Consider the following 19,907-nt stretch of genomic DNA (forward strand, 5'->3'; position numbering starts at 1 on the left):
CTCCCCTCGGTGACGCAGGCTATAGCGGACAGCCCTCAGATGAAAGGCTGAGATCTTCTGTCATCAGGAGTTGCATTGCGCCCGATCCGCTCGCATTCTGTCGGGATCGGCGCCGCTGACGCACCGATATATTCAGAACTCGATTTCTCGCGGCAGAAAGGATCAATGATTCCCTTCGCGCCGCCCCTTTACTCCCTCAGCCGGAGCCGCCATGTCGTTTTCGGATCGCATCTATCGTCCCCTTGAGACGCTCATTCGTCCGCTCGATATTCCTTACACGCCGCTGCCGTCACGCGGGCCTTTCGCGCTGCTCGTGCATTTCGCCTCGATGTTCCGCGGCGTGCTCGCGGCCGTCGCCATCCTCATGATTGCCATCGAAGGCATCAATCTCGCGACGATCTGGGGCATTTCCTTTGTCGTGGACGGGGTGACCGCCAAGGGCGCGGCCGCTTTCCTCGAAGAGGATTGGCCGACGCTGGCCGTCCTCGGCGTGCTGATTTTCCCGGTGCTGCCGCTGCTGATCTTCCTCGGTAACACGCTGAACTCGCAGACGGTGGCGGTATGCATGCCGGCCGCGATGCAATGGCAGGGTCACAAGGCGGTGGAGCGCCAGGACCTCGCCTTCTTCCACGACCTGTTTGCCGGCCAGGTCGCTACGCGCATTTCCCAGGTCGCGTCCGCCGTGCAGCAGCAGATCGTCGTGGCCTTTTATCAGGTACCGCTCTTCTCGGTGCAGTTTGTCGGCTCACTCGTTCTGCTCGGCGCGCTGTCCTGGCCGCTGGCGCTTCCCGTCTTCGTCTGGATCGCGGCCAACATCGCGCTTGCGGCGACAGCCGTGCCGCATTTTTCTGAGCGTTCGCGCAAGACCGCCCGCGCTCGCAGCCTCGTCGTCGGCGCCATGACCGACCTCTATAGCAACATCCAGATGGTGAAGCTGTTCGCGGCAGAAGACAGCGAGGCGGGCGCGATGCGCAACATCATGGAGAACGCCATCCAGACCCAGCAGCGCGAAAGGCGCATCCACTTGACGACCGACACGAGCGTCATCCTGATCAATACTGTCCTCACACTCGCTATTTCCACCATAGGCTTCTGGGGACTTGTGGGCGGATTCGTCACCATCGGCCAGTTCGTCGCCTCGATCGCGATCGTGCTGCGGCTCAACGCCAACTCGCGTGCCTTCCTGCAGATGGGCCAGCAGATTTTCCAAGCGGTGGGAACGATCCGCGACGCCATGCCCGTCGTGACCACGCCGCCGACGATCATCGACATGCCGAACGCCAGGTCGCTGACGGTGACGGCCGGCGAGGTCAAGTTCAGGAACGTGCAGTTTGAATACCGCCAGGGACAGGGGGTGAGGCCAGATTTCGGCAGCAGGAGCTCGCTTTCGCGCGGGATCCGCGCGCTTCGCGACCCCATCGACCCTGCGGGGCAATTTCTCCGTGACTGGTATTCCTGCAGCCGACCTGTCGAACCCGGCTTTCTCTCGAAGATGAAAAGGGACGCAGCGGCAATGCCGGCGGCCGTTTGGCACGGCATCTTGGAGGGCTTCGCCGAAACCGATCTCCGGCGCACCGCTATGCGGGTCGCCGCGCCGGTGCTCTGTATCGGTGGTTCGGCTGATCCGCTCTTTGGCAGCCCGCATCGCGAGGCGCTTGCCCAGGCATTCCCTTCAGTACGATCCATCACGCTCGAGGGATATGGACATAATCCGCATTGGGAAGACCCGCAGAAAGTTTCAGCGCTTATGCTGTCGTTTCTTGCGGAAGCAGTGATGGTCTAGCTGTGGCCACCAGAGCTCCAGCACCGACGGCAGCGGATGAATGAGTTCAGGCGCTATCTTCGAGCGTCTTCAGAGCGTACTTTTTTGTCATTTGGTACGTGAAGCCCGATGTCGGCAACGGGTCGGTCTTTCCGGTTCCGAATCGAACACCTCAGGCTTGGCCTCACGAAAATGCGCCCGCAGGCGGGCCCAGAGCCGTAGTGGCATGAGCACAATCTTTAGCGCTAAAAGGGACTCTCTTCCGGATGCGGCTTTCTGCGTCCCTGGCCGAGCGAACGATTGGTCGGGATAGGTCAACCATGCTTTCTTGAAGGCGACATAGTGGCAGAACAGGCAAAATAGCGTGGCAATCGACAGCGCAGGCAATAAGTAATACTTAGTTTATTTCTTGCTTAATTAGACTTTAGTAGCATAGTCTGGCCGTCCACTGCCTGGGAGGAGCAAGATGGAGCATGTCGAAGCCGAAAAGCTTTCGAAGCACACCGTTACCAAGGTTTGGAACGTCCGCGAATTTTGCCAACAACATCAATTGGGTGAAAAAGAAGAGATCCGACTTCGTCGGCTATTCGGCCGGTTCGCCACAGCTTCCGAGCTGCAGCATAATGCCAAACGCGCTCCGAAGTGGAGATACTGAGGTTTGGCGATAGCATCCCGCGTTCATCGCTGACGCTGGCTCGGTCGCAAATGAAGCGGCGCACCGAAAAAAGACCCGGCTCTGTGGTCGGGTCGATAACAACGTCTTTCATACGGACACTCTGCGATTGACCCAAACGGCAGTGCTAAAGGCAAACGCACGATGCCCTAAGAGCCGCCCCTAACTGAAAGCTATGGGCGTGATCGCTTAACCAATTGTCTTCGGAATCAGTCGCTTGGGACGGCCATGATCGTACCCAACCAAGGACATCAATGCTTGCTATCGGACAGTGGAATGCCCCTCAAACGAGCGAAAATGCGGAACAGAATTCGTGGTCCGCCTCTCGCCGATCGACGTGGGCTTCAAGCGCGCAATGAGCCACCGCCGTTGTGGCATCTACGCCATAGAGCTCTATAGCGGCTTCAATTGCGCTGTCCGGATCGAAATTGCCTGCGAAGACGCTTTTCACGCGGTCATAACGCATTTTTCGAAGATTCTCTCAGTCTGAGCTGGCCTGTCCCATGAACCGCATGCCCTGGTTCGTCCACGAGATGGATGTTCGACTTCCTGCAAGCGGTCCACCCAGCGTGACAGGCTGTTGATCTCGACCAGGCCGTGATCGAAGAGAACGCGAAGCCGGCGCCACGGAGGTCGGTTTCCGGGTCTGGAAACGCCTGTGGAAAGAAGGTCCGCAACGGCCGATCAGAGCCGATCGTCCCTTGCTCGTCCGTTGTCGTCCCGTTCGTGATCTGCACGGTGTATCGGCTCAATTTCCTCTTCGTGAAACACGGTGGCGATCGTCGCCGCAACCGGGCGAACCGCCGGCCCGCCGGAGCGACACTGCGCGATGCTCTTCGACATGACAGCCTCATTCACAAGGCCGGCTGGGAGGCGGTCAGACCCGCTCCTTCGCCGGCGAAAGTCTAGGCGATCAATGATCGCTGCCGCTGCGAACACGCTCGAGGATCGCATCGATCCGAGCTCGCGTATCTTGGCTGTTGGTGTGGGTGATGTAAGGCTGGTCGATTGAGGCAGCCCATGGAACAAGCACGTCGAATTCGAGCTGTTTGATGGACTCGAGCGTGGCAATGTAGGCGTCTCGATCGTTGGACTCGAGCACCGCTGCGCGCCAATTTCCGTCGTCCAAGTAGACGGTATCGCCGGTAAAGAGGAATCGGTGTTTGCCGTTGTCCCAGAGGTAGGCTGTGGCGCCTTCCGTATGGCCTGGGGTTGGGATCACCTCAAAGTCACGATCCACCATATGGCGATCGGAAAATGTGTCATCGACGCGGCACTTCTCGGAGACGTGATGTCGTTCCAGCTCATGGGACACAAGCGGTGCGCCGAACGTCTCGGCAATCGCGCTGCAACCCATGCCCGCTTCGTGCCAATGGTTAAGGTAGCGCCGCGATATGCCGCCCAAACGCCGAACGGATTCCTGATCAGCGGCCAACGTGCCCACGTTATAGATAAGCAGGTTTCCTGTTGCCCGCTGAAGCAAGAAAGCGCGAATTGTGGTTTCGGGTGCAAAGGACAGCGGCTCCGGGGAAGATGCATAAAGGCCGGGAACTACTAGGTCCATGTCATATCCTCCTTGTTTTGCTCCGAGGCAAAAGCGCGCGTGCCAACATTTCGGATCATGGCACGCAGATTTCGGTTTGGTGCTGCGTCTCGCACAATTACATCGTCGGTTATCGCGATCGGTGCCGTGCGCCATTGTTGTCAACGCGCAGCCTCGGCCCTTGTTTCGACATGCCTTAAGTTGCATGGAGCGAGCAGCAGCGCACCTGCATCACCAAATGCCGAGCCCGCGTGCAAGATTTCGCATCGTCGACTCCGAATGTTGCGCACTGTCCAACAAACGTCGGGCTCCCCGGAGTATTGCCAGAATATCTGGACCACACGGAACGATGCCCCGTGGATTAAGGTCGGGAAGGCTTTTGTAGTAGTGCGTCGCGATATCATCGACGCGGACGGTGTCGGCGACACCGGGAAGGCAGTAGATCCTTCGGACGAGACTCCAAAGCTGCCGATAGTCGAATGCACGCTTCCAATTGCACTTGAACAGCGTGTGGTAGACCACATCGAACCGTACGAGGGACGTGAACATCTGGATGTCAACGACGGTCAAGACGTCTCCCCACAGCCAGAGCCGTGATTGGAGAAGTTCCTCCAACTGGTCCAATGCGGAAAAACAACTTCGTGACAGCTTGATCGTAAGCCTCTTGGTTAGGGGCGAAGCCCGCCTCGTAAACGCCGCTGTTGATCGCGTCGGCCACGAATTTGCCTAGCCGGTCGAGCTCAGGCTCCAGTTGCGCCGGGAAGAGGCTTCCCTCCCGGCTGTTTCCAGGCAACCGGTCGATCCAACTCAGAATCTCCAGCGAGTCGTCGCTGAGGATCCGTTTCTCCGTCACGCTGTAGAGCATCGGCACGCTGGCGCGCCGGCTGAAGCCCGGACGCGCCCGCCTGTACACATCCAGCAGAGTCGAGACGCCCGGTTCGGTGTCGGACGGGTGGAGGACCCACCCGTCCGGGCCCATCACGGGTTGCACGACGCTGAGCCTCAAACGGCCCATCACGCCTCGCAACGCCATGCCGACCAGCACGCGGTGCGCGAAGGGGCACGCATAGGAGACGTAGAGGCGAAGGCTGTCGAGATCATCGCGCGAAGGAACCATCGAATATTCTCCAGGCCGGGTTCAGCCGGCGCTGACCAATCGTCCGGCGATCTCCGCCACGTGTCTGCCCTGGAACCGGGCCCCTTCGACCTCGACCGGGGACGGGAACCTGCTGTCGTCGCCACCGGAGAGCGTGGACGCACCATAAGGCGACCCGCCGCCGGGTTCGTCCATCTGGTTCAGACCCTGGAAGCTGTACGGCAAACCCACGACGATCATGCCAAGATGCAGCAGGACGGTGTGGAAGTTCAGGATCGTCGATTCCTGTCCGCCATGCTGCGACCCGGTCGAGGTGAACACGGCGCCGACCTTTCCGACCAGCCGATTCTCGAACCAGATCCCGCCGGTCTGATCGATGAAGTTCTTCATCTGCGCGGCCATCATCCCGTAGCGCGTGGGGCTACCGAAGATAATGGCATCGTAATCCGGCAGTTCCTCGACGGCGGCGATAGGCGCCGGCTGCTCCAGCTTGTAGCCGGCTTCCTGGGCGACAGAGAGCGGCACGAGTTCAGGGACGCGCTTGATCGTGACATTGGCGCCGGCCTGTCGAGCGCCGTCCGCCACTCCGGCCGCCATTGTCTCGATGTGGCCGTATGAGGAGTAGTAGAGTACGAGGATTTTTGCTGACATCGCTAGACCTTCCAATTGCTGTTGCGTCTGCGGTCTAGCTATTGTGTTGCTGATATCTTCTGTAGCCTCGGCGAAAGAACATCGTTGTTACGCAAACTGCAACAACGATGCTCGCCGTGGGGCGGGCCGGCTCACCAGAAATGATCAGAAGCCTGATTGCTGCAGATGAAGCCTGATGTGTTCCATCACAGCGCGCGCACGCCCTGGCAGCCGTGCACTCGAAGGAAAGAGCGCGAACACTCCTACCGAAGGCAGAGCGAAGTTCTCTAGCACGCGCACCAACCGACCCCGGTCCACGTCACGATCCGTGATGAACGTTGGTAACCCGACGAGCCCTCGTCCGGCCAAAGCAGCCGCCAAGAGAGCGTTCCCATCGTTGGTGCGCAGACGTCCGCGCGTGCGGACAGCCTTCCAGTTCCCGTCGACCAGGAAGCGCCATTGGTCAGCAGCACTCATGTTCGTGTACGTCAGGCAGTCGTGGTGAGCCAGATCATCTGGGGTTGACGGTTGCCCCATGCGGCCGATGTAATCCGGACTGCACACCACAGCGCGACGGATCGTGCCGAGCCGCCGAGACATCAGGGAGGAGTCTTTCAGATCTCCGATCCGGATGGCCAGGTCGAACCCGCCGCCGACGACATCGACGTAGCGGTCGTTCAGGTCGACGTCGATCTCCAGCCCCGCGTGCTGCGCCATGAGGTCTGTCAGCGCAGGCAGCACATGAAGCACGCCGAGGTTCGTGGGTGCGCTCACGCGGACTAGGCCGCGCACCGCTGCGGCACTCGTGCCGACTGAGTCCACGGCGTCGTCCAGATCCTCGATCGCCTTCCTGGCCCGTGACTGAAAGTCAATTCCGAGGTCTGTCAGCGATACGGCATGCGTAGTGCGGCTCACCAGAAGCACACCGAGACGGCGCTCGAGCGCCCTGACGCGCCGACTCACGATTGACTTGGAGAGACCTAGGCGCTCGGCCGCCTTCGTAAAGCTCCCGAGGTCAGCCACCTGGAGAAAGGCTTCCAGCTCTTCTAGCCCCGGACGTCGGCTCTGATCGATCTTGTTGCTCATGCGGCAACACCATGTGTCATCACCCGCCGGTACCCCCTTCGAACGCAACAGCTAGAATATGTGCAGCACAATGAGGGTATTGTCCATGTCACCTGAAGCGACGTTCTGGCTTTTCCAACTCACCGCAGCGGCCTGCTTGGCCCTGTGGATGATCGTGGCCGTCGTAAATAACGTTCAAGGCTTCCGGGCTTCAGTTGGGGCCGTGGGCGTCACGATGAGCATGACACTCCTAAAGGAGGCACCGCTCGATAAGCTGCCGTTCCATAATCGTGCAGTGAATAACGTCGCTGCTCATAGAGTGGCTCTGATTGGCGTCCTCGTGATTCAGGTCGCTAGTGCGCTTGCTCTTTCGGTAGGAACAGGCCTGATTGCTGTCCAACCTTTCCAATATGCATCGGAGCAGGCTATCGGCGTGCTCAACATGGGCCTGAGCGCCTTCGTGCTATGCTGGTGCTTCATGTTCATCGCTGGACTTTGGTTCGGGTTCTGGATCAAGCAGGAGGGGCTTCTGCTTACCCAGCTTCTCCTTGCAAGTTGGGGGCTGCTCAGCTTTCTGGTCTTCAACATGGCGCGGTAGCGGTTCGCAACCACATCCTGCCCTCCGCAGTGCCTGATCTCTCCTTGGACCGTCCTTGAGGTGCGCATTGTCGGTTGCTGAGCTGGGTAGCTTTCGGCGGGTTGAAGGCCCTGCAGATTGGAACGCAATCCTCGACGGCCGATCTCTGTGGCCACGCTAGCGAACAACGAGTTGTGCGGACATCTAAAGTCGTTTCCTGTCGCGGTGGGACGCCGGCAGCATCGGCGACCAATGCCTTCTCAAGGGCATGATTTCCTGTGCGATCGTTTCGTCCACACCATATCCCATGCTCGCAGTTTGGCGCTCCGGAGCTGCAGGGCGTTAATCGCGTGCACGATCAGCCAGATCGGGACCAGCACCGTCGGAACGAACGACCAGGGTGCGTGATGCATCGCTTCCGAGCCTGGGCCGTGGAAAAGTTGCAAGGGCGAACCCTCTGACGATGTGACGAAGGCGATTGCCACCACGAGATCTGGCAGCGCCAAACGCGCGCCTCCGTCCTTCTTTGAAAGTGTACCGAAGTTCCATCAAATCGTTGCAAAAACGTGCTCCGTTGCGATGCATGGTGCAATCGCAGTTTTGTGCGGCGTACCTAGAGTTGTATTCGGTCCCTTCCGATGAAAAGGAGACACCCCGATGTTGAACTTCGAAGATGCGAACAAGAAGAGCAAGGAAGCCATGGACGTGGCCGTGAAGAGCTATTCCGCCCTGACCAAAGGTTTCCAGGCCATTGCGACTGAAGCGGCAGGCTACTCGAAGAAGAGCTTTGAGGAGAGCATCGCCCATTTCGAGAAGCTTGCCAACGCCAAGAGCCTGGAGGCGGCATTCGAGCTTCAGACCAACTATCTGAAGTCGAGCTACGAAGGTTTCTTCGCCGAAGCAACGAAGATCGGCGAGATGTACGCGGATCTTGCCAAGGATGCGTACAAGCCCTATGAGGCACCGGTTGCCAAGGCGACCGCTGCAGTGAAGAGCGCCGGTGCCGCCTGACGATCAGGACCATCACCATCGTTCATGGCCGGTCGCGGTTGCCGCGGCCGGCCTTCCGGTAGCACCGCTTTGCCGGAGCCGCTGGCGTAATCACGTCACGATCCTCCGGACGGCAGAGAAAGCGGATCGGACGCGGCTCTTTGTGCAGGAAATGAAACATCCCGGTTCTCCCCTTTGGCTGTCTCCTTATGAATCCCAAGGGGCGGATCAGTTCATCTGCACCTTCGGGGCTGCGCCTTTGCGGATGAGGCCATCGTCCGGGGGCGTGATGCTGCAAGCGCTCATGAGGACCCCACCTGCGGAGCACTGTGCGTCACTTCCGCCTTCGCGTTGAAAGCGTCAGGCCATTTTTCCGATAGATAGGCAAAGAGCACCGAAGGTGATTTCCATTGCTTTTCGGTCGGCATGGTCAAGCCCTGTCACCTTCGTTAGTCGCGCAATTGGGCGCCTCGTTAACATGAATGTGTGTCAAAGAGCCTGTCGGGGATAGAAAACGCAAGAACGGCGCTGGACTGCCGTCAGCCACCCGGCCCGACGCGCCCGCTGGTCCGCGGCGAGCGGCGTTTCGCCGAGGCCGCTTAAGGTTGGCATTCGTGCAGACATTCGCACGCTTGATAGCGAATTGTCGGACGAGGACTTGAGCAGAGCACTGCACGCCTATACCAGAACGGGCAAATACCTGGCGCAACTGCTCCCCGGTGCGACACGCATTGATCTCGACGGCAAAGCCGCCGGTGAAGTGACAGAAGCAGAGGCGGCGACAGCCCAGGCTTGGCTGCTTGCGCGTTTTGCGAAGGGAGGAGCCGAGCAATCGCCAGAGCCAAAACCAGAGCCGGAGTCATCAGCGAAGCCAGATCCTAAACGAGCAGAGAACAAGGCCAAGCTTTCGGCCGACCGGCCTGCGGGTCTTGTCGTTGAGACGAAGCGGCGTCGATCGCTCGGCCGCCGCGATCATCGATGAGGGGCTTTCCGGCGGATCAATTTACTGTCGAGTCGGAGAAATTGGGCCCGGGCCTCCGGAACTCACTTTGTTTTCACTCTTTCATTGCAAGACCAGACGTCACAAAACTGTCATAAACGATGGCAAGCTTGTGGTCCCTTTCCAGCGAGGCCGTGAGAGATGGGAGAGCAATTCGCGCCGGCAAGCAATGCCGCTGTCGCTTGGCAGCTAATCGTAAGAATGCGGCCGTTCCGGTAAAGCTTGGCACTTAAATATGAGAATCGTAAACGCAAATCTCCGTGCTTCGATGCAATCGCGAAGGGGTAAGGTCCTGTTTTCTCTGAAGATGTAGTCCAACTCCCAAAAATGCTTGACCATGATGCACACCGCAGCCGAATCTCAGTTTAACTGGAAAAGGCTCGGCGCAGTTCTCAACTTAAATGCCCGTTCTCAAATTAATTGCAATGCTAACCAATTGATATCGTTGGGATGCGATTCTCACGATTAGCTGCAAAGCGACAGCCCCTTCACGATCGGAATATAGATCGCAGCAGCCATGTTGATCGCCTTTCTCGCGAGCGCAAGGACAGGTATCCCGGCATACATCTTTATGTCCGTCCGGTTCCTGCTGGTGATATTCGTCGACCCTCCGCGAAGACTGGCCAAGTTCAGAGATCGGCGGCGCCGATCGTCGCGATCGGGCCGGGCAGCGGCATCAACGACCTGGCGGATGTACGACGGAACATTCCGGTGAGGGCTCGTCCTTGGATTCTGGTATGTCCGCGACGCGCCTTCCATCTCTTTTTCGTGCATGTCGTTGCCCCGAAACCGCTGCACGCTTTCGGGCGACATGCATTAGCCCCCGAATATGATGTCGGGCACGATCAGCACCAATTGCGGAACAAAGATCAACACCAGCGTGACCGCTGCCACCGCCCCGAAGAGGGGTATTGATTCCCGCGCATAATCTCCGATCGGACATCGCAGGATCGAGCAGACGGCATACATCGCCGCGCCGACGGGTGGCGTGAAATTGCCGATGGTGGCGGCGATAATGAAGACAAGGCCGAAATGAACAGGATCGCCGCCGAGCTGCCGTACCAGCGGCAGGAAGATCGGCGTCAGCATGATGATGAGAACCGTTGCATCGACAAAGAAGCCGATGGCGAGGATGAAGAGCACCACGAGCACCATCACACCGTAGAGATTGTCGGTGATACCGAGAATCCAGCCAGACACGACCTCCGGCACGCGCTCAAGCACGATGCCGTAACTGAAAATCGCCGACAATGCGATCAGGAACATGATGGAGCCGACATCGGCGAGGCTTCCTTCAAGCGCCTCCAGAAAGCTCTTCCGCTTCATCTTCCGGTAGGCCAGGACGCCGATGAAGATGGCATAGAGAACAGCAAAGGAACCGATTTCGGACGGTGTGAAAACGCCCATCCTCAAGCCGAGTAGCAGGATGACGGGAAAGAGCAGCGCCCAAATGCCGCCGCCCAATGCGGTGGCAAACTCGCGTGCGGTCGGCCTCGTCTGTCGCTCCGGCTGGTAGCCGCGCCGTCTGGCGGTTAACCAGATGGCGGCCGACAGACCGATCCAGAGCAGCATGGCCGGCACGAAACCGGCAGCGAAGAGCCGGCCGATGGAAACCTGGCCGATCGTACCATAGAGGATCATTCCAATGCCGGGCGGAATGATCGGCGTCAGCACTGCGCCGAAGGAGAGGACGCCGGCGGCAAAGCCCTTCGTGAAACCCCGCTTGATCATCTCATCGCCCAGCATGCGCGACTGCATCGCTGCATCGGCGATAGCAGAGCCCGAGACACCGCCCATCAGTGCTGAAAGTGCGATCGAGATCTGAGCCAATCCTCCTTGCAGGCGGCCGGTGAGAACCGAGGCAAGATCGAGAAGACGCTCGGTAATGCCCGATTTATTCATGAAATTGCCGGCAAGGATGAAGAGTGGGATGGCTAGAAGCGCAAAGTTCTGTGTCTGAGACACCGTCACCTGGACCGGAATCGTGAAGGGTAGCTCCGGATGCTGCAGGAAGAACAGCGCGCCCGAAATGCCGATTGCGAAAGCGACCGGCATCCCCATGAGGAGGAGAATGATGAAGGCGAGTGTTACGAGCAGCATAGCGCCTACCGTGTCGTTATGGATTGCGTCATCCCTCATCCGCGCGCCATTTCAGGGCCGTTGTCAGCAATAGAAGCGCCGCGCCGACAGGCATGCTCATCGTCACCCAGGAATAGCTCAACCCGGGAATACCCTGGAAACTGCGTGCCCGGCTGATCCAGGAAAGCCAGACGCCCGCATAGATGACATAGATCAGGAAGGCGGAGATGATCAGGTAGTTGCAATAGAGCAGAGCGCGCCGCAGCCGCTCAGGTGCGCGGGCAACCGCGACGTCAATCGACATCAGGGTATCATTACGCCAGGCGATATCGGCGCAGAGAAACGCCGCCCAGGCGAAGAAGCAAGTCGCAAGGTCGATCGTCCAGTTCAGCGGGTGATGCAGGAGGCGGGCGACACCTCCGGCGAAAATCAGGACGACCATCAGCACAAGAAAAGTGCCGGCGATGATGGCTTCCAGCTTCAGGAGATAGGAATAGAGCGCGCGCATGAGCGATCCTCCCGATGTCCAGCCTCAAATCGGCTTATTTGCCGATCTCTGCTTGCACCTTGTTCTTGGCTTCGACCACGCCGAGGGCTTCATAGGCTTTTTCTCCGGCCCGCCGAAACGCCTCGCGATCGACGTCCTCGACAACGGTCATGCCCCGCTCCTGAAGGGTGGCTTTGGCTTTCGCCTCCGCCGCCTCGACCGCTTTTGAGGTTTCCTGGCCGGCACTGTGGCATTCCTCGACCAGCGCCGTCTGATATTCTTCAGGCAGATTGTTGAACCATTGGGAACTGACGACCTGGAAATTGACCAGGAGAATGTGCCGGGTCTCGTTCGCGAACTTCAGCACCTCGTTCAGATTGGCTGCCGTGATATTGGGATAGACCAGTTCCGCGCCGTCGATCGCCTGCTGCTGCAGGCCGGGATAGATGTCGCCGAAATTCATCGCCACCGGCTCCGCGCCGAGTGCGCGGATCGACTCCTGCCAGATCGGCGCGGGCGGCGTGCGGATGCGCTGGCCGGCTAGGTCTTCCGGCGTGCGGATTTCCTTATTGGTGAAGAAGTTTCGGAACCCCTGCACCCAGTCGAAACAGACGACCTTGAGGCCATGCTTCTCGGCCAACTCGTTCTGCCATGCGGCCATTGTGGGTGCTTTTCCGAGCGCAAAAGCGTCCTTGAGCGACTCGACGAAATAAGGGCCGTTCACGACGGCAATGCCCGGGACGTAGTTGCCGAGCCGTGCCGCATCGGTATTCTGCCCGATATTGGCGCCCTGACGGATCTGCTCGATAATGTCTTCCTCGACGCCGAGCTGGGCGCTGTGGAATACCTCGATTTTGAGCCCACCCTTGGTGCGCTCTTCAACGCGCTTAGCCCAGTTCAGGAAGCCTTGATGATAAGGCTCGCCAGGTCCGAGGACATGGTTGAAGCGCAAAGTATAGCTATCCTGTGCCTGGGCCATCCCGCAGGCAAGAATGACCGCGCCCAAAGCCGTGAAGATCGCGGCCGATCGCTTGTTCGTTATCATCATGCTCCTCCTTCTGTGCTTGCCTGAAACCTCCCTCAACCTTTCAGGGACACGCTATCCAACATTCTTGAAATGCCCGCCCCTCATGATCGGCGGTGTGAGCTGTCATCCGGCCTTCTACCCGGCTAAACACAGATTGACGCCAAACCGCAGCGCCAGTTCACGGAAGGCCCGTTCCGTTTCCGGATCGATCGGAATCCCGTCGGCCTCGCGGCGATCGGCCGCGACCCATTCGCGATCGCCGGGCGCAAGCACCCTTGCGCCCGCCCGCGCGGGCGAGTTGCGCAATGTTTCGACATAGCGCCGCATGCCGTCCTGGAATGTCCGTAGGTCGATGAACGCGTCGGGGCGGATCGCAAGCATGAAAGCGCCCAAGCCGCGCGGCGTGCTGAGATCGGGGCCGGCCATCGGCGCGAGATCGAAGCTCAACTTCATGCCGGTAAGGACGGCGCTGAGGATTTCGACGAGACCGGCAAGCCCCGCGCCCTTGAAACCGAAGGCGCCACCCAAGGGCGCGAGCATTTCCACGCGTTGGGGGTCGTCCGTCTCCTCTCCGCCTGCCGCGGAGGCGACGTCGGCGGGCAGCTTCTGCCCGGTGCTTTTATAGAGTTGAACGCGGTTGTAAGGGATCGCACTCGTCGCCATGTCGAGAAGCCAGGGGCGGTTTTCCGGAACGGGTACGGCGCAGGCGATCGGATTGGTCCCGTGAAAGCGTCGCGCGCCATCGTGCAGCCGCACGAAGCTGTCGGAATTACAGACGGCAAGACCGATATAACCCGCATCGGCAGCCGCCATGGCGTATGCGCCCGCCGGTCCGAAATGCGACGAGTTGCGGATTGCGACAGCACCAATGCCAAAACATGCGGCGAGTTGCACGGCGTGCTCCATGGCGCGGTAGCTGGCAAGTGCGCCATGGCCGTCATTTGCGTCGAGCGAGGCAACGGCACCGAACGCCGAGGCGAATCGCATCTGCGGGCGAGGATTGACCCGGCCCTTGGTCAGGACGGTCACATAATGATGGAGCAGCCGCACGCCATGGCTGTCGATGCCGAGGCGCGATCCGTGCAGCATTGCGCGGGTAGCGGCATCGGTTGTCGCCGCATCGGCGCCGGCCGCCGACAGCACGGCTCGGCAGAAGTCTTCCAGCGCCGCGATCATGGCTTTCTTGGGTGTGGCATCATGTGCGGTCACCGCATTCACAATGTCTGTCCTCCATCGACCACGAGAAGCTGACCGGTCATGAAAGCGGATTCGTCGCTAGCGAGATAAACTGCTGCTGCCGCCATCTCCCCCACTGTCCCGAGCCGGCCCATTGGCTGCCGGGCAATGAACTGGCGGCGCGTCTCCTCCGGGTCATCCGTCGCCTGGATCCTCTCCTCCAGGGATGGTGTATGCGTGGTTCCGGGGCATAGGGCGTTGCATCGCACGCCGCTCTTGATGATGTCACGGGCGACGGCCTTGGTGAGGCCGATCAGGGCAGCCTTACTCGCGCCGTAGGCGGCACGGCCCGGCACACCCGAGATGCTGGAGGCGACGGAGGCGATATTGACGATAGAGCCGCTGCCTCGGCTGATCATCTGCGGCAGCACTGCGCGGGTGATTCGAAAAGCGGAGGTCACATTAAGATCAAGGCTTCTGGCCCAGTCGGCGTCGCTGCAATCGAGTAAGGTGCCGTTGTGAACCCATCCGGCACAGTTGACGAGGATGTCGATACGGCCCGCATCGGCGATCGATTGCTCGACAGCCTTTGCGTCCGTGACATCGAGGGCGATTGGGGCAATCGCGGGCGAGAGGGCAGGAAGGTCCAGCATTTTCGAAAGCGTCCGGCTTGCCGCGACGACCTCGGCACCCTCCTTGGCGAAAGCAAGTGCAATCGCGCGCCCGATGCCCTGTCCCGCGCCTGTCACGAATGCGCGCTTGCCCGAAAGCCGCCCGGACATGTTTTTTCCTAAGCCTCCGGATGGAGGAGACGGTCAAAACGTCTTTTGTGTACACTAAACAAAACGGGATGCTATAACAACCGCAATTGTCGGAAACGATGTGTGGCGCCTATGCCGAAGGCTTCCGCCGGTCCTACGCGGCGGCTGCGGTGACGGAGAAGACAGTGCCGGAAAGATCGTTCGAGCACGAAAGGAGGCAAGCCGGCTTGGCAGCATCGGGCGCGGTTCCCCGTCTTTACCGACGCGCTTTCGAGATATTGGCAAAGCAGATCGAGGAAGGGATATTGCCGCAGGGCGCGCGTTTGCACGAATCGGATATCGCCGCCCAGTTCGGTATCAGCCGGACGCCGGCGCGCCAGGCGCTGATTGAGCTCAAGCGAGGCGGGCTGGTCTCGAAAGCGAGCGGCCGTGGCTATGTCGTCGGGATGCTTGCGGGAAGGCCTTCCGACCGAAAGCCCAGGATCCCTCTTACAGGAGATATGCGCCTTGTCTCTTCGTCGAGTTGGGAACGCATCTATGGCGAAGTGGAGGGCGAGATCGTTGCCCGCATTTCATTTGCCAGCTGGCGCGTGAACGAGGCGGTGCTCGCCCGTCACTATGGCGTGAGCCGCACCGTTGCCCGCGATGTGGTCGGACGGCTGCAACAGCGCGGCGTCATTCGCAAGGATGATCGGTCACGCTGGTATGCGCCGGCGCTCACGCCTGCCCATGTGGGTGAACTTTATGAACTCCGCTGGGTGCTGGAGCCGCTGGCACTGGTGAAAGCGGCGCCGAATTTGCCGCCAGGCTTCCTTGCCGGAATGCGTGAGCACCTCGAGAGTGCCATCGCCAATGGCCACCAGATCGGAGGGGATACCCTCGACAGTCTTGAAGAGGAGATGCATGTCGCGCTGCTCGGCTATTGTGGCAACGGCACGCTTATGCAGGCGATCACGCTTCACCAGTCGCTGCTGATCGCCCACCATTTTCTCTACAGATGGACGCCGCGGCTTTTCGAGACCGAGCCCTTCCTGCCTGAGCACCTTGAAATCGTTCGGCGGCTTGAAAGCGGCAAGATCAAAGATGCCGCCAAGGCGCTTGAGCACCATCTTCGTGTCTCTCGCGAGCGCGCAATTGCGCGCATCGATGTCATTGCCCGTGAGTTCACGGCCGAAGACCTGCCATATCTCCATCGCATCGGGACCGAGTGAGGCGCATCGGTGAGCTCTATCAGAGGGGGCTGGTTGTCGCGAGCAGTGCGATGGCGCAAAGGCAGACCAGCATAGCTCGCGGCAAAAGTTGCAGCGACGAAAAGCGCCAGCTCCATTCGGCGTATTCACTCACGGCCACTTCCTTGCGCCCGGTCGGGCGGAATAGAACTCGCTCCCTTCCGTTTCTCCCACGTCATTCAAATGGAGAACCGGGATGTTTCATTTTCTACTCGAGACGGGCTGTCCAGCCGCCGTGCCGGGGGTCGGTTCCGGCTGGGGGCGAAATGACACCCTCTCATGAGCGATTTAGGCTTTCCAAGCACGCCTCCGCCCGTTCCAGCTCTTCTTCGCCTGGCAGCTTGGGGATCGCCATCCAAAGCGTCGGCTCGCCACGGAGTTTTGGCGGCGGCGCAAAGGGATCGACTAGCGCATGATCGCCGAGGTTAAGATCGAACAACGGCGGCCACTCACCATCAAGCGCAACCACTAGAAGCCCGGCGACAGCCTGATAGGCAGCCCTCGCGTCATCGGACGAAGCGTGCCGGCACCGGCGATCGGTTGCCGGTTCGAGGGGCTGGCGCCGGGTTAAGTAAACTGGAACGACAATCTCTGCACTCAGCTGCGCGCGAATTCCAGCAGCGGACCGATATCATGATTGTCCGCTGCGCGTAGCGCGGCGACGTAACGCGCGCGCAATTCGCCCACGTTGGCCAAGCTGCCACCACTCCAACTGAAAGGCTCGCCGCCGAGCCGCTCAATCAGAAGGTCAGCCGCCAGGCGCGCGTGACGGCCATTTCCGTTCGGAAACGGGTGAATCGCGACGAGGCGATGATGGAACCTGATCGCGATCTCATCCGGCGGAAAGGTCTCATGCTCGATCCAGTATCGGATGTCGTCCATCAGGCTCGCCAGGTCCATCCCTATGCGATAGGCTTGAATGCCGATGTTGCGCTCGGTCGTCCGGAACGTACCGGCCCACTGCCAGACTTCCCCAAACATCTGCTTGTGCAGTGTCCGCATGAAGTCTTCGCTGAGCATCCGCTCGAGCGGCACGCGCCGCCGCGCGCGCGCCCAGGCCGCACCCTCCACGATGTTTTCCTGTTCTGCCTCGTTGAGGTCGTTGCGGTGAGTGATCCAGGTCTGGAGCAGCCCCTCTCGCTCCTGCGGTTCAAGCGGTGTCGCGTCCTCAGGCTCCTGGAAGAGATCCGTCATATCTCGTTCCAGAGATCGCGCTCAGAGAGCTTGTCGCGGATATATGCCTGGATGCGAGATTCGAAATCGGCATTGTCCGTGCCTTGCGCTTCCAGCCGCATCGTATGCGCGACACGCTGCAGCTCGCGTATTGCGATCTTGCGTGCCCGAGCCTCAATGACTGCCTCAAGCGAGCTGTTGGGAACGAGGGCGTAGACGAGCGTGCAATCCAGCGCCTCGGCGGCGCGCCGCAGCGTGTTGAGCTGGATGGTTCCTGCCGCTTCCGACTTCTCGATCGTTTCGACAGTCTGGGGTCGGATGCCGATGCGCGCGCCGAGCTGCACGCCCGTCATGCCGAGGGCATCGCGTAGCGCGCGCACCCATCCCCTCGGCGGCGCCCTGAACCGATCAATCGGCTGGAGCGACTGAAGTCGCTCGTCGAGGCGGAGCCGTGCTCTCTTGCGAGTATTGCTCTTCATCGTGCTCCTATCACCAGCCTGCAAGCTGATCTTGGACGCTACTTTATCAGCTCAGAGCCTGACGAACAAGATCAATTGGTCAGTCTATAGGCTGGCAACACGAGACATAAAATCAGCCTGCAGCCTGAGACACAGGCGATAAAATCAGTCTGTAGCCTCCGGGTGTTCCTAAAACTAGAGAAAAATTCCGATGGAGATGACCCGTGAGACACTGTCATAGCTATTGTCACGCCCTGCGTTCTCGAGTTCGCAACGCACTAAATTGAAGGTTCTCTGGTTCGAATCGCCTCAAGGCGGATGTATCCGATTGTCGAGGCGGTCGTGCTGCGATCTAGCGCCTCCGCTTCGAATGCCTTCTGCGGTCCACAGCGGCAATAGATTAGCGACAATGATTATGCATGCGGTCGACCAACCCTCAGTTGGCGGAGTGGGAGAGGTACCCTCGATCGGTCTCTAAAGCCGGCCGAATTCATCGAGCAGATCCTCGAGCGTTTTCCCCTGAGCGACCCGCTCCCGAGTCTTCTGCTCGCGTTCGGCCTGTTCGCGTGCCGCTTCGAGGACCACTTCCGCCATCGGCAATGGGACGACCGTCACGCCGATCGTGTCGGCCACGACGAAATCACCCGGATTGACCGTCACCCCTCCGCACTGGATCGGCACATTGACGGAAAGCTCCTCCTTGCGTCCGGAATACATGGTGTGGGTGCCGCGCGCGGTGATGGCGCGGGTCCAGATTGGCCATCCTATGTCGCGCAGCTCATCAATGTCCCGACCGGCGCCGTCGATGATCATGCCCCGGATGCCACGATTGAGCGCAAGGCCGCCCATCAGCCCGCCGCAAACCGAAGTCTGGCGATCGCCTCCGGCATCGACCACGATCACGTCTCCGACACCGCTCATCTCGATTGCCCGCAGCGGGTCCACGAGATCGCCGGGCGAGAGCTGGACCGTCACCGCCTGTCCGACGATCTTGGCCGGGAAGGCCGGCTTGATCTCGGAATCCATCACCCCCTGGCGGTATTGGGAATCTGCAAAAACGCAGGAGGCGCTGTAGCACTGGGCCACCGCATCGAATTTCGCGGCGAGCGCAGGATTGCGCTCGAAATCGTTGAACAGCTTCAGCATTTTAACCTCTTTCAATTCCGCCGGAGGTCACCGTCTTGCCCGCCCAGCGACACTTCGTTCACCGGATTGAGCGGGCGCTCGCCCTTCAGCACGCGAGCGACCTCCGAGGCGGCCGTCTCGCGGGCGAGCCGGATCGATTCCTCGGAATAATAAGCGACATGGGAGGTGACGATCAGATTTTCGAGCGAGAATAAAGGATTGCTGGAGGGGTTCCAGTTCCTGAGCTTTGCCGGCTCTTCCTCGAGATCGTCGAGGCCGGCACCGGCAATGCGCCCCTCAGCCAGGGCTTTGGCGAGAGCACAGTTGTCGATCGTCGGGCCGCGGCCGGTATTCACGATGATGGCGTCCTTCCTCATCTTCGCAAGCTCGGCCTCGCCCAGAAAATGATGCGACTCGGCCGTCATCGGCACCTGCATCATCAGATAGTCCGAGCGGGCAAGGATCTCGTCCTTCCCGACAAGCGCGACCCCCTTCGCTTCGGCGATGCCTTCGGCTAGGTAGGGATCATAGGCGATGATCGTGACGCCGAACGCCTTGGCGCGCTCAGCTATCGCCTGGCCGATCTTGCCGAAAGAGACGATTCCCATGGTGCGGCCTTTGAGACGACAAACGGGTTTGCCCGTCTGCCAACGCCAGATGCCGTTGCGGATCGCCGCGTCATAGCGAATGAGCTTGCGGGCGAGCGCCAGCCAGAGCGCGATGGCGTGGTCGGCCACCTCGTCGGTGCAGTAATCGCGGACATTGGTGACGAGGATCCCCTTCCGGGTCGCGGCCTCGACGTCGACAATGTCCACGCCGACGCCGTAGCGCGCAATCACCCGGCAGCGCTCCATGCGATCGATGGTCGCCGAACCCACACGCGCATATTGATTCATGATCGCATCGCAGTCGCGCGCTTCTTCGAACAGCTCCTCCTCCGACTTGGCCTGCAGGGCGACAACCCGGGCTCCCGCCGCTTCAAGGATCGGCAGCTCAATGTCGAGATTGCCATAGTCGTAGTCGGTGATGACGACCTTGGGTTTGCGCGCCATGCTC

General features: G+C 60.0%; 21 protein-coding genes. 6 read left to right on the forward strand and 15 right to left on the reverse strand.

The annotated features are described in order from the left end of the window. Positions 1-211 precede the first annotated feature (211 nt). Both PZN02_RS26815 and PZN02_RS26820 read left to right on the forward strand, forming a co-directional pair. Positions 212-1,783: an ABC transporter transmembrane domain-containing protein gene (locus PZN02_RS26815; RefSeq protein ID WP_280661990.1), complete on the forward strand. Its 1,572-nt coding sequence runs from the start codon at positions 212-214 to the stop codon at positions 1,781-1,783. Between the two features lie 445 nt (positions 1,784-2,228). Continuing rightward, a complete protein-coding gene (locus tag PZN02_RS26820; RefSeq protein WP_037456582.1) occupies positions 2,229-2,417 on the forward strand; it encodes a hypothetical protein in 189 nt (62 codons plus the stop codon). A 702-nt stretch (positions 2,418-3,119) separates the two neighbouring features. Here PZN02_RS26820 and PZN02_RS26825 read toward each other — a convergent pair. From PZN02_RS26825 to PZN02_RS26845, 6 genes are all read right to left on the reverse strand, one after another. Beyond that, positions 3,120-3,278, reverse strand: coding sequence for a hypothetical protein (locus PZN02_RS26825; RefSeq protein WP_280661991.1), 159 nt, complete (start codon positions 3,276-3,278; stop codon positions 3,120-3,122). 70 nt (positions 3,279-3,348) lie between these two features. Beyond that, positions 3,349-3,999 (reverse strand): MBL fold metallo-hydrolase, encoded by a 651-nt coding sequence (locus PZN02_RS26830; protein ID WP_280661992.1) that lies wholly within the window; start codon positions 3,997-3,999, stop codon positions 3,349-3,351. A gap of 210 nt (positions 4,000-4,209) precedes the next feature. Then, complete coding sequence (locus PZN02_RS32290; protein ID WP_425336314.1) at positions 4,210-4,602, reverse strand: glutathione S-transferase family protein; 393 nt, start codon at positions 4,600-4,602, stop codon at positions 4,210-4,212. Next, positions 4,535-5,095, reverse strand: a complete 561-nt coding sequence (locus PZN02_RS26835; protein ID WP_280661993.1) for a glutathione S-transferase family protein — start codon at positions 5,093-5,095, stop codon at positions 4,535-4,537. Before PZN02_RS26835 ends, PZN02_RS32290 begins: the two co-directional genes overlap by 68 nt. 21 nt (positions 5,096-5,116) lie before the next feature. Further along, entirely contained in the window at positions 5,117-5,725 is a 609-nt protein-coding gene (gene wrbA, locus PZN02_RS26840; protein ID WP_280661994.1) for an NAD(P)H:quinone oxidoreductase, read from the reverse strand. 144 nt (positions 5,726-5,869) lie between these two features. Beyond that, a complete protein-coding gene (locus PZN02_RS26845) occupies positions 5,870-6,790 on the reverse strand; it encodes a LysR family transcriptional regulator (protein WP_280661995.1) in 921 nt (306 codons plus the stop codon). An 85-nt stretch (positions 6,791-6,875) separates the two neighbouring features. On the opposite strand from PZN02_RS26845, the gene PZN02_RS26850 reads away from it, so the two are divergent. From PZN02_RS26850 to PZN02_RS26860, 3 genes are all read left to right on the forward strand, one after another. After that, positions 6,876-7,367, forward strand: a complete 492-nt coding sequence (locus tag PZN02_RS26850; protein WP_280661996.1) for a DUF2165 family protein — start codon at positions 6,876-6,878, stop codon at positions 7,365-7,367. A 636-nt stretch (positions 7,368-8,003) separates the two neighbouring features. Next, a complete protein-coding gene (locus PZN02_RS26855) occupies positions 8,004-8,357 on the forward strand; it encodes a phasin family protein (protein WP_280661997.1) in 354 nt (117 codons plus the stop codon). Positions 8,358-8,979: 622 nt separating this feature from the next. After that, the gene (locus PZN02_RS26860) at positions 8,980-9,318 is read left to right on the forward strand and encodes a ProQ/FINO family protein (protein ID WP_425336315.1); all 339 of its coding nucleotides are present in this window, start codon (positions 8,980-8,982) and stop codon (positions 9,316-9,318) included. Positions 9,319-10,152: 834 nt separating this feature from the next. On the opposite strand, the gene PZN02_RS26865 is transcribed toward PZN02_RS26860, so the two are convergent. The 5 genes from PZN02_RS26865 to PZN02_RS26885 all read right to left on the reverse strand — a co-directional run bounded on the left by PZN02_RS26865 (position 10,153) and on the right by PZN02_RS26885 (position 14,887). Then, positions 10,153-11,475, reverse strand: a complete 1,323-nt coding sequence (locus PZN02_RS26865) for a TRAP transporter large permease (RefSeq protein ID WP_280661998.1) — start codon at positions 11,473-11,475, stop codon at positions 10,153-10,155. Next, a complete protein-coding gene (locus tag PZN02_RS26870; protein ID WP_280661999.1) occupies positions 11,465-11,923 on the reverse strand; it encodes a TRAP transporter small permease in 459 nt (152 codons plus the stop codon). The genes PZN02_RS26865 and PZN02_RS26870 overlap by 11 nt, the downstream gene beginning before the upstream one ends. Before the next feature lie 34 nt (positions 11,924-11,957). Beyond that, the gene (locus tag PZN02_RS26875; RefSeq protein WP_280662000.1) at positions 11,958-12,950 is read right to left on the reverse strand and encodes a C4-dicarboxylate TRAP transporter substrate-binding protein; all 993 of its coding nucleotides are present in this window, start codon (positions 12,948-12,950) and stop codon (positions 11,958-11,960) included. A 114-nt stretch (positions 12,951-13,064) separates the two neighbouring features. Further along, entirely contained in the window at positions 13,065-14,105 is a 1,041-nt protein-coding gene (locus PZN02_RS26880; RefSeq protein WP_280663292.1) for an Ldh family oxidoreductase, read from the reverse strand. A gap of 38 nt (positions 14,106-14,143) precedes the next feature. Next, entirely contained in the window at positions 14,144-14,887 is a 744-nt protein-coding gene (locus tag PZN02_RS26885) for an SDR family oxidoreductase (protein ID WP_280662001.1), read from the reverse strand. An 86-nt stretch (positions 14,888-14,973) separates the two neighbouring features. On the opposite strand from PZN02_RS26885, the gene PZN02_RS26890 reads away from it, so the two are divergent. Beyond that, the gene (locus PZN02_RS26890) at positions 14,974-16,077 is read left to right on the forward strand and encodes a GntR family transcriptional regulator (protein WP_280662002.1); all 1,104 of its coding nucleotides are present in this window, start codon (positions 14,974-14,976) and stop codon (positions 16,075-16,077) included. Between the two features lie 615 nt (positions 16,078-16,692). Here PZN02_RS26890 and PZN02_RS26895 read toward each other — a convergent pair. The 4 genes from PZN02_RS26895 to PZN02_RS26910 all read right to left on the reverse strand — a co-directional run bounded on the left by PZN02_RS26895 (position 16,693) and on the right by PZN02_RS26910 (position 19,903). Further along, entirely contained in the window at positions 16,693-17,289 is a 597-nt protein-coding gene (locus PZN02_RS26895) for a mobile mystery protein B (RefSeq protein ID WP_280662003.1), read from the reverse strand. Continuing rightward, a complete protein-coding gene (locus PZN02_RS26900) occupies positions 17,286-17,747 on the reverse strand; it encodes a mobile mystery protein A (RefSeq protein WP_280662004.1) in 462 nt (153 codons plus the stop codon). Before PZN02_RS26900 ends, PZN02_RS26895 begins: the two co-directional genes overlap by 4 nt. A gap of 453 nt (positions 17,748-18,200) precedes the next feature. Continuing rightward, entirely contained in the window at positions 18,201-18,872 is a 672-nt protein-coding gene (locus PZN02_RS26905) for an RraA family protein (protein ID WP_280662005.1), read from the reverse strand. An 11-nt stretch (positions 18,873-18,883) separates the two neighbouring features. Further along, positions 18,884-19,903, reverse strand: coding sequence for a C-terminal binding protein (locus PZN02_RS26910; RefSeq protein ID WP_280662006.1), 1,020 nt, complete (start codon positions 19,901-19,903; stop codon positions 18,884-18,886). Positions 19,904-19,907: the final 4 nt, after the last annotated feature.

The sequence above is a fragment of the Sinorhizobium garamanticum genome, from assembly GCF_029892065.1.
In the GTDB taxonomy this organism is placed as follows: domain Bacteria; phylum Pseudomonadota; class Alphaproteobacteria; order Rhizobiales; family Rhizobiaceae; genus Sinorhizobium; species Sinorhizobium garamanticum.

Excerpts from the sequence above, each read along its gene's own strand:
- PZN02_RS26825 (WP_280661991.1), bottom strand. The coding sequence starts at position 3,278 with ATGTCGAAGAGCATCGCGCAGTGTCGCTCCGGCGGGCCGGCGGTTCGC.
- PZN02_RS26820 (WP_037456582.1), top strand. The coding sequence starts at position 2,229 with ATGGAGCATGTCGAAGCCGAAAAGCTTTCGAAGCACACCGTTACCAAG.
- PZN02_RS26850 (WP_280661996.1), top strand. The coding sequence starts at position 6,876 with ATGTCACCTGAAGCGACGTTCTGGCTTTTCCAACTCACCGCAGCGGCC.
- PZN02_RS26885 (WP_280662001.1), bottom strand. The coding sequence starts at position 14,887 with ATGTCCGGGCGGCTTTCGGGCAAGCGCGCATTCGTGACAGGCGCGGGA.
- PZN02_RS26865 (WP_280661998.1), bottom strand. The coding sequence starts at position 11,475 with ATGAGGGATGACGCAATCCATAACGACACGGTAGGCGCTATGCTGCTC.
- PZN02_RS26855 (WP_280661997.1), top strand. The coding sequence starts at position 8,004 with ATGTTGAACTTCGAAGATGCGAACAAGAAGAGCAAGGAAGCCATGGAC.
- PZN02_RS26910 (WP_280662006.1), bottom strand. The coding sequence starts at position 19,903 with ATGGCGCGCAAACCCAAGGTCGTCATCACCGACTACGACTATGGCAAT.
- PZN02_RS26845 (WP_280661995.1), bottom strand. The coding sequence starts at position 6,790 with ATGAGCAACAAGATCGATCAGAGCCGACGTCCGGGGCTAGAAGAGCTG.
- PZN02_RS26835 (WP_280661993.1), bottom strand. The coding sequence starts at position 5,095 with ATGGTTCCTTCGCGCGATGATCTCGACAGCCTTCGCCTCTACGTCTCC.
- PZN02_RS26830 (WP_280661992.1), bottom strand. The coding sequence starts at position 3,999 with ATGGACCTAGTAGTTCCCGGCCTTTATGCATCTTCCCCGGAGCCGCTG.
- PZN02_RS26870 (WP_280661999.1), bottom strand. The coding sequence starts at position 11,923 with ATGCGCGCGCTCTATTCCTATCTCCTGAAGCTGGAAGCCATCATCGCC.
- PZN02_RS26900 (WP_280662004.1), bottom strand. The coding sequence starts at position 17,747 with ATGAAGAGCAATACTCGCAAGAGAGCACGGCTCCGCCTCGACGAGCGA.
- wrbA (WP_280661994.1), bottom strand. The coding sequence starts at position 5,725 with ATGTCAGCAAAAATCCTCGTACTCTACTACTCCTCATACGGCCACATC.
- PZN02_RS26905 (WP_280662005.1), bottom strand. The coding sequence starts at position 18,872 with ATGCTGAAGCTGTTCAACGATTTCGAGCGCAATCCTGCGCTCGCCGCG.
- PZN02_RS26880 (WP_280663292.1), bottom strand. The coding sequence starts at position 14,105 with ATGATCGCGGCGCTGGAAGACTTCTGCCGAGCCGTGCTGTCGGCGGCC.
- PZN02_RS26815 (WP_280661990.1), top strand. The coding sequence starts at position 212 with ATGTCGTTTTCGGATCGCATCTATCGTCCCCTTGAGACGCTCATTCGT.
- PZN02_RS26895 (WP_280662003.1), bottom strand. The coding sequence starts at position 17,289 with ATGACGGATCTCTTCCAGGAGCCTGAGGACGCGACACCGCTTGAACCG.
- PZN02_RS26875 (WP_280662000.1), bottom strand. The coding sequence starts at position 12,950 with ATGATGATAACGAACAAGCGATCGGCCGCGATCTTCACGGCTTTGGGC.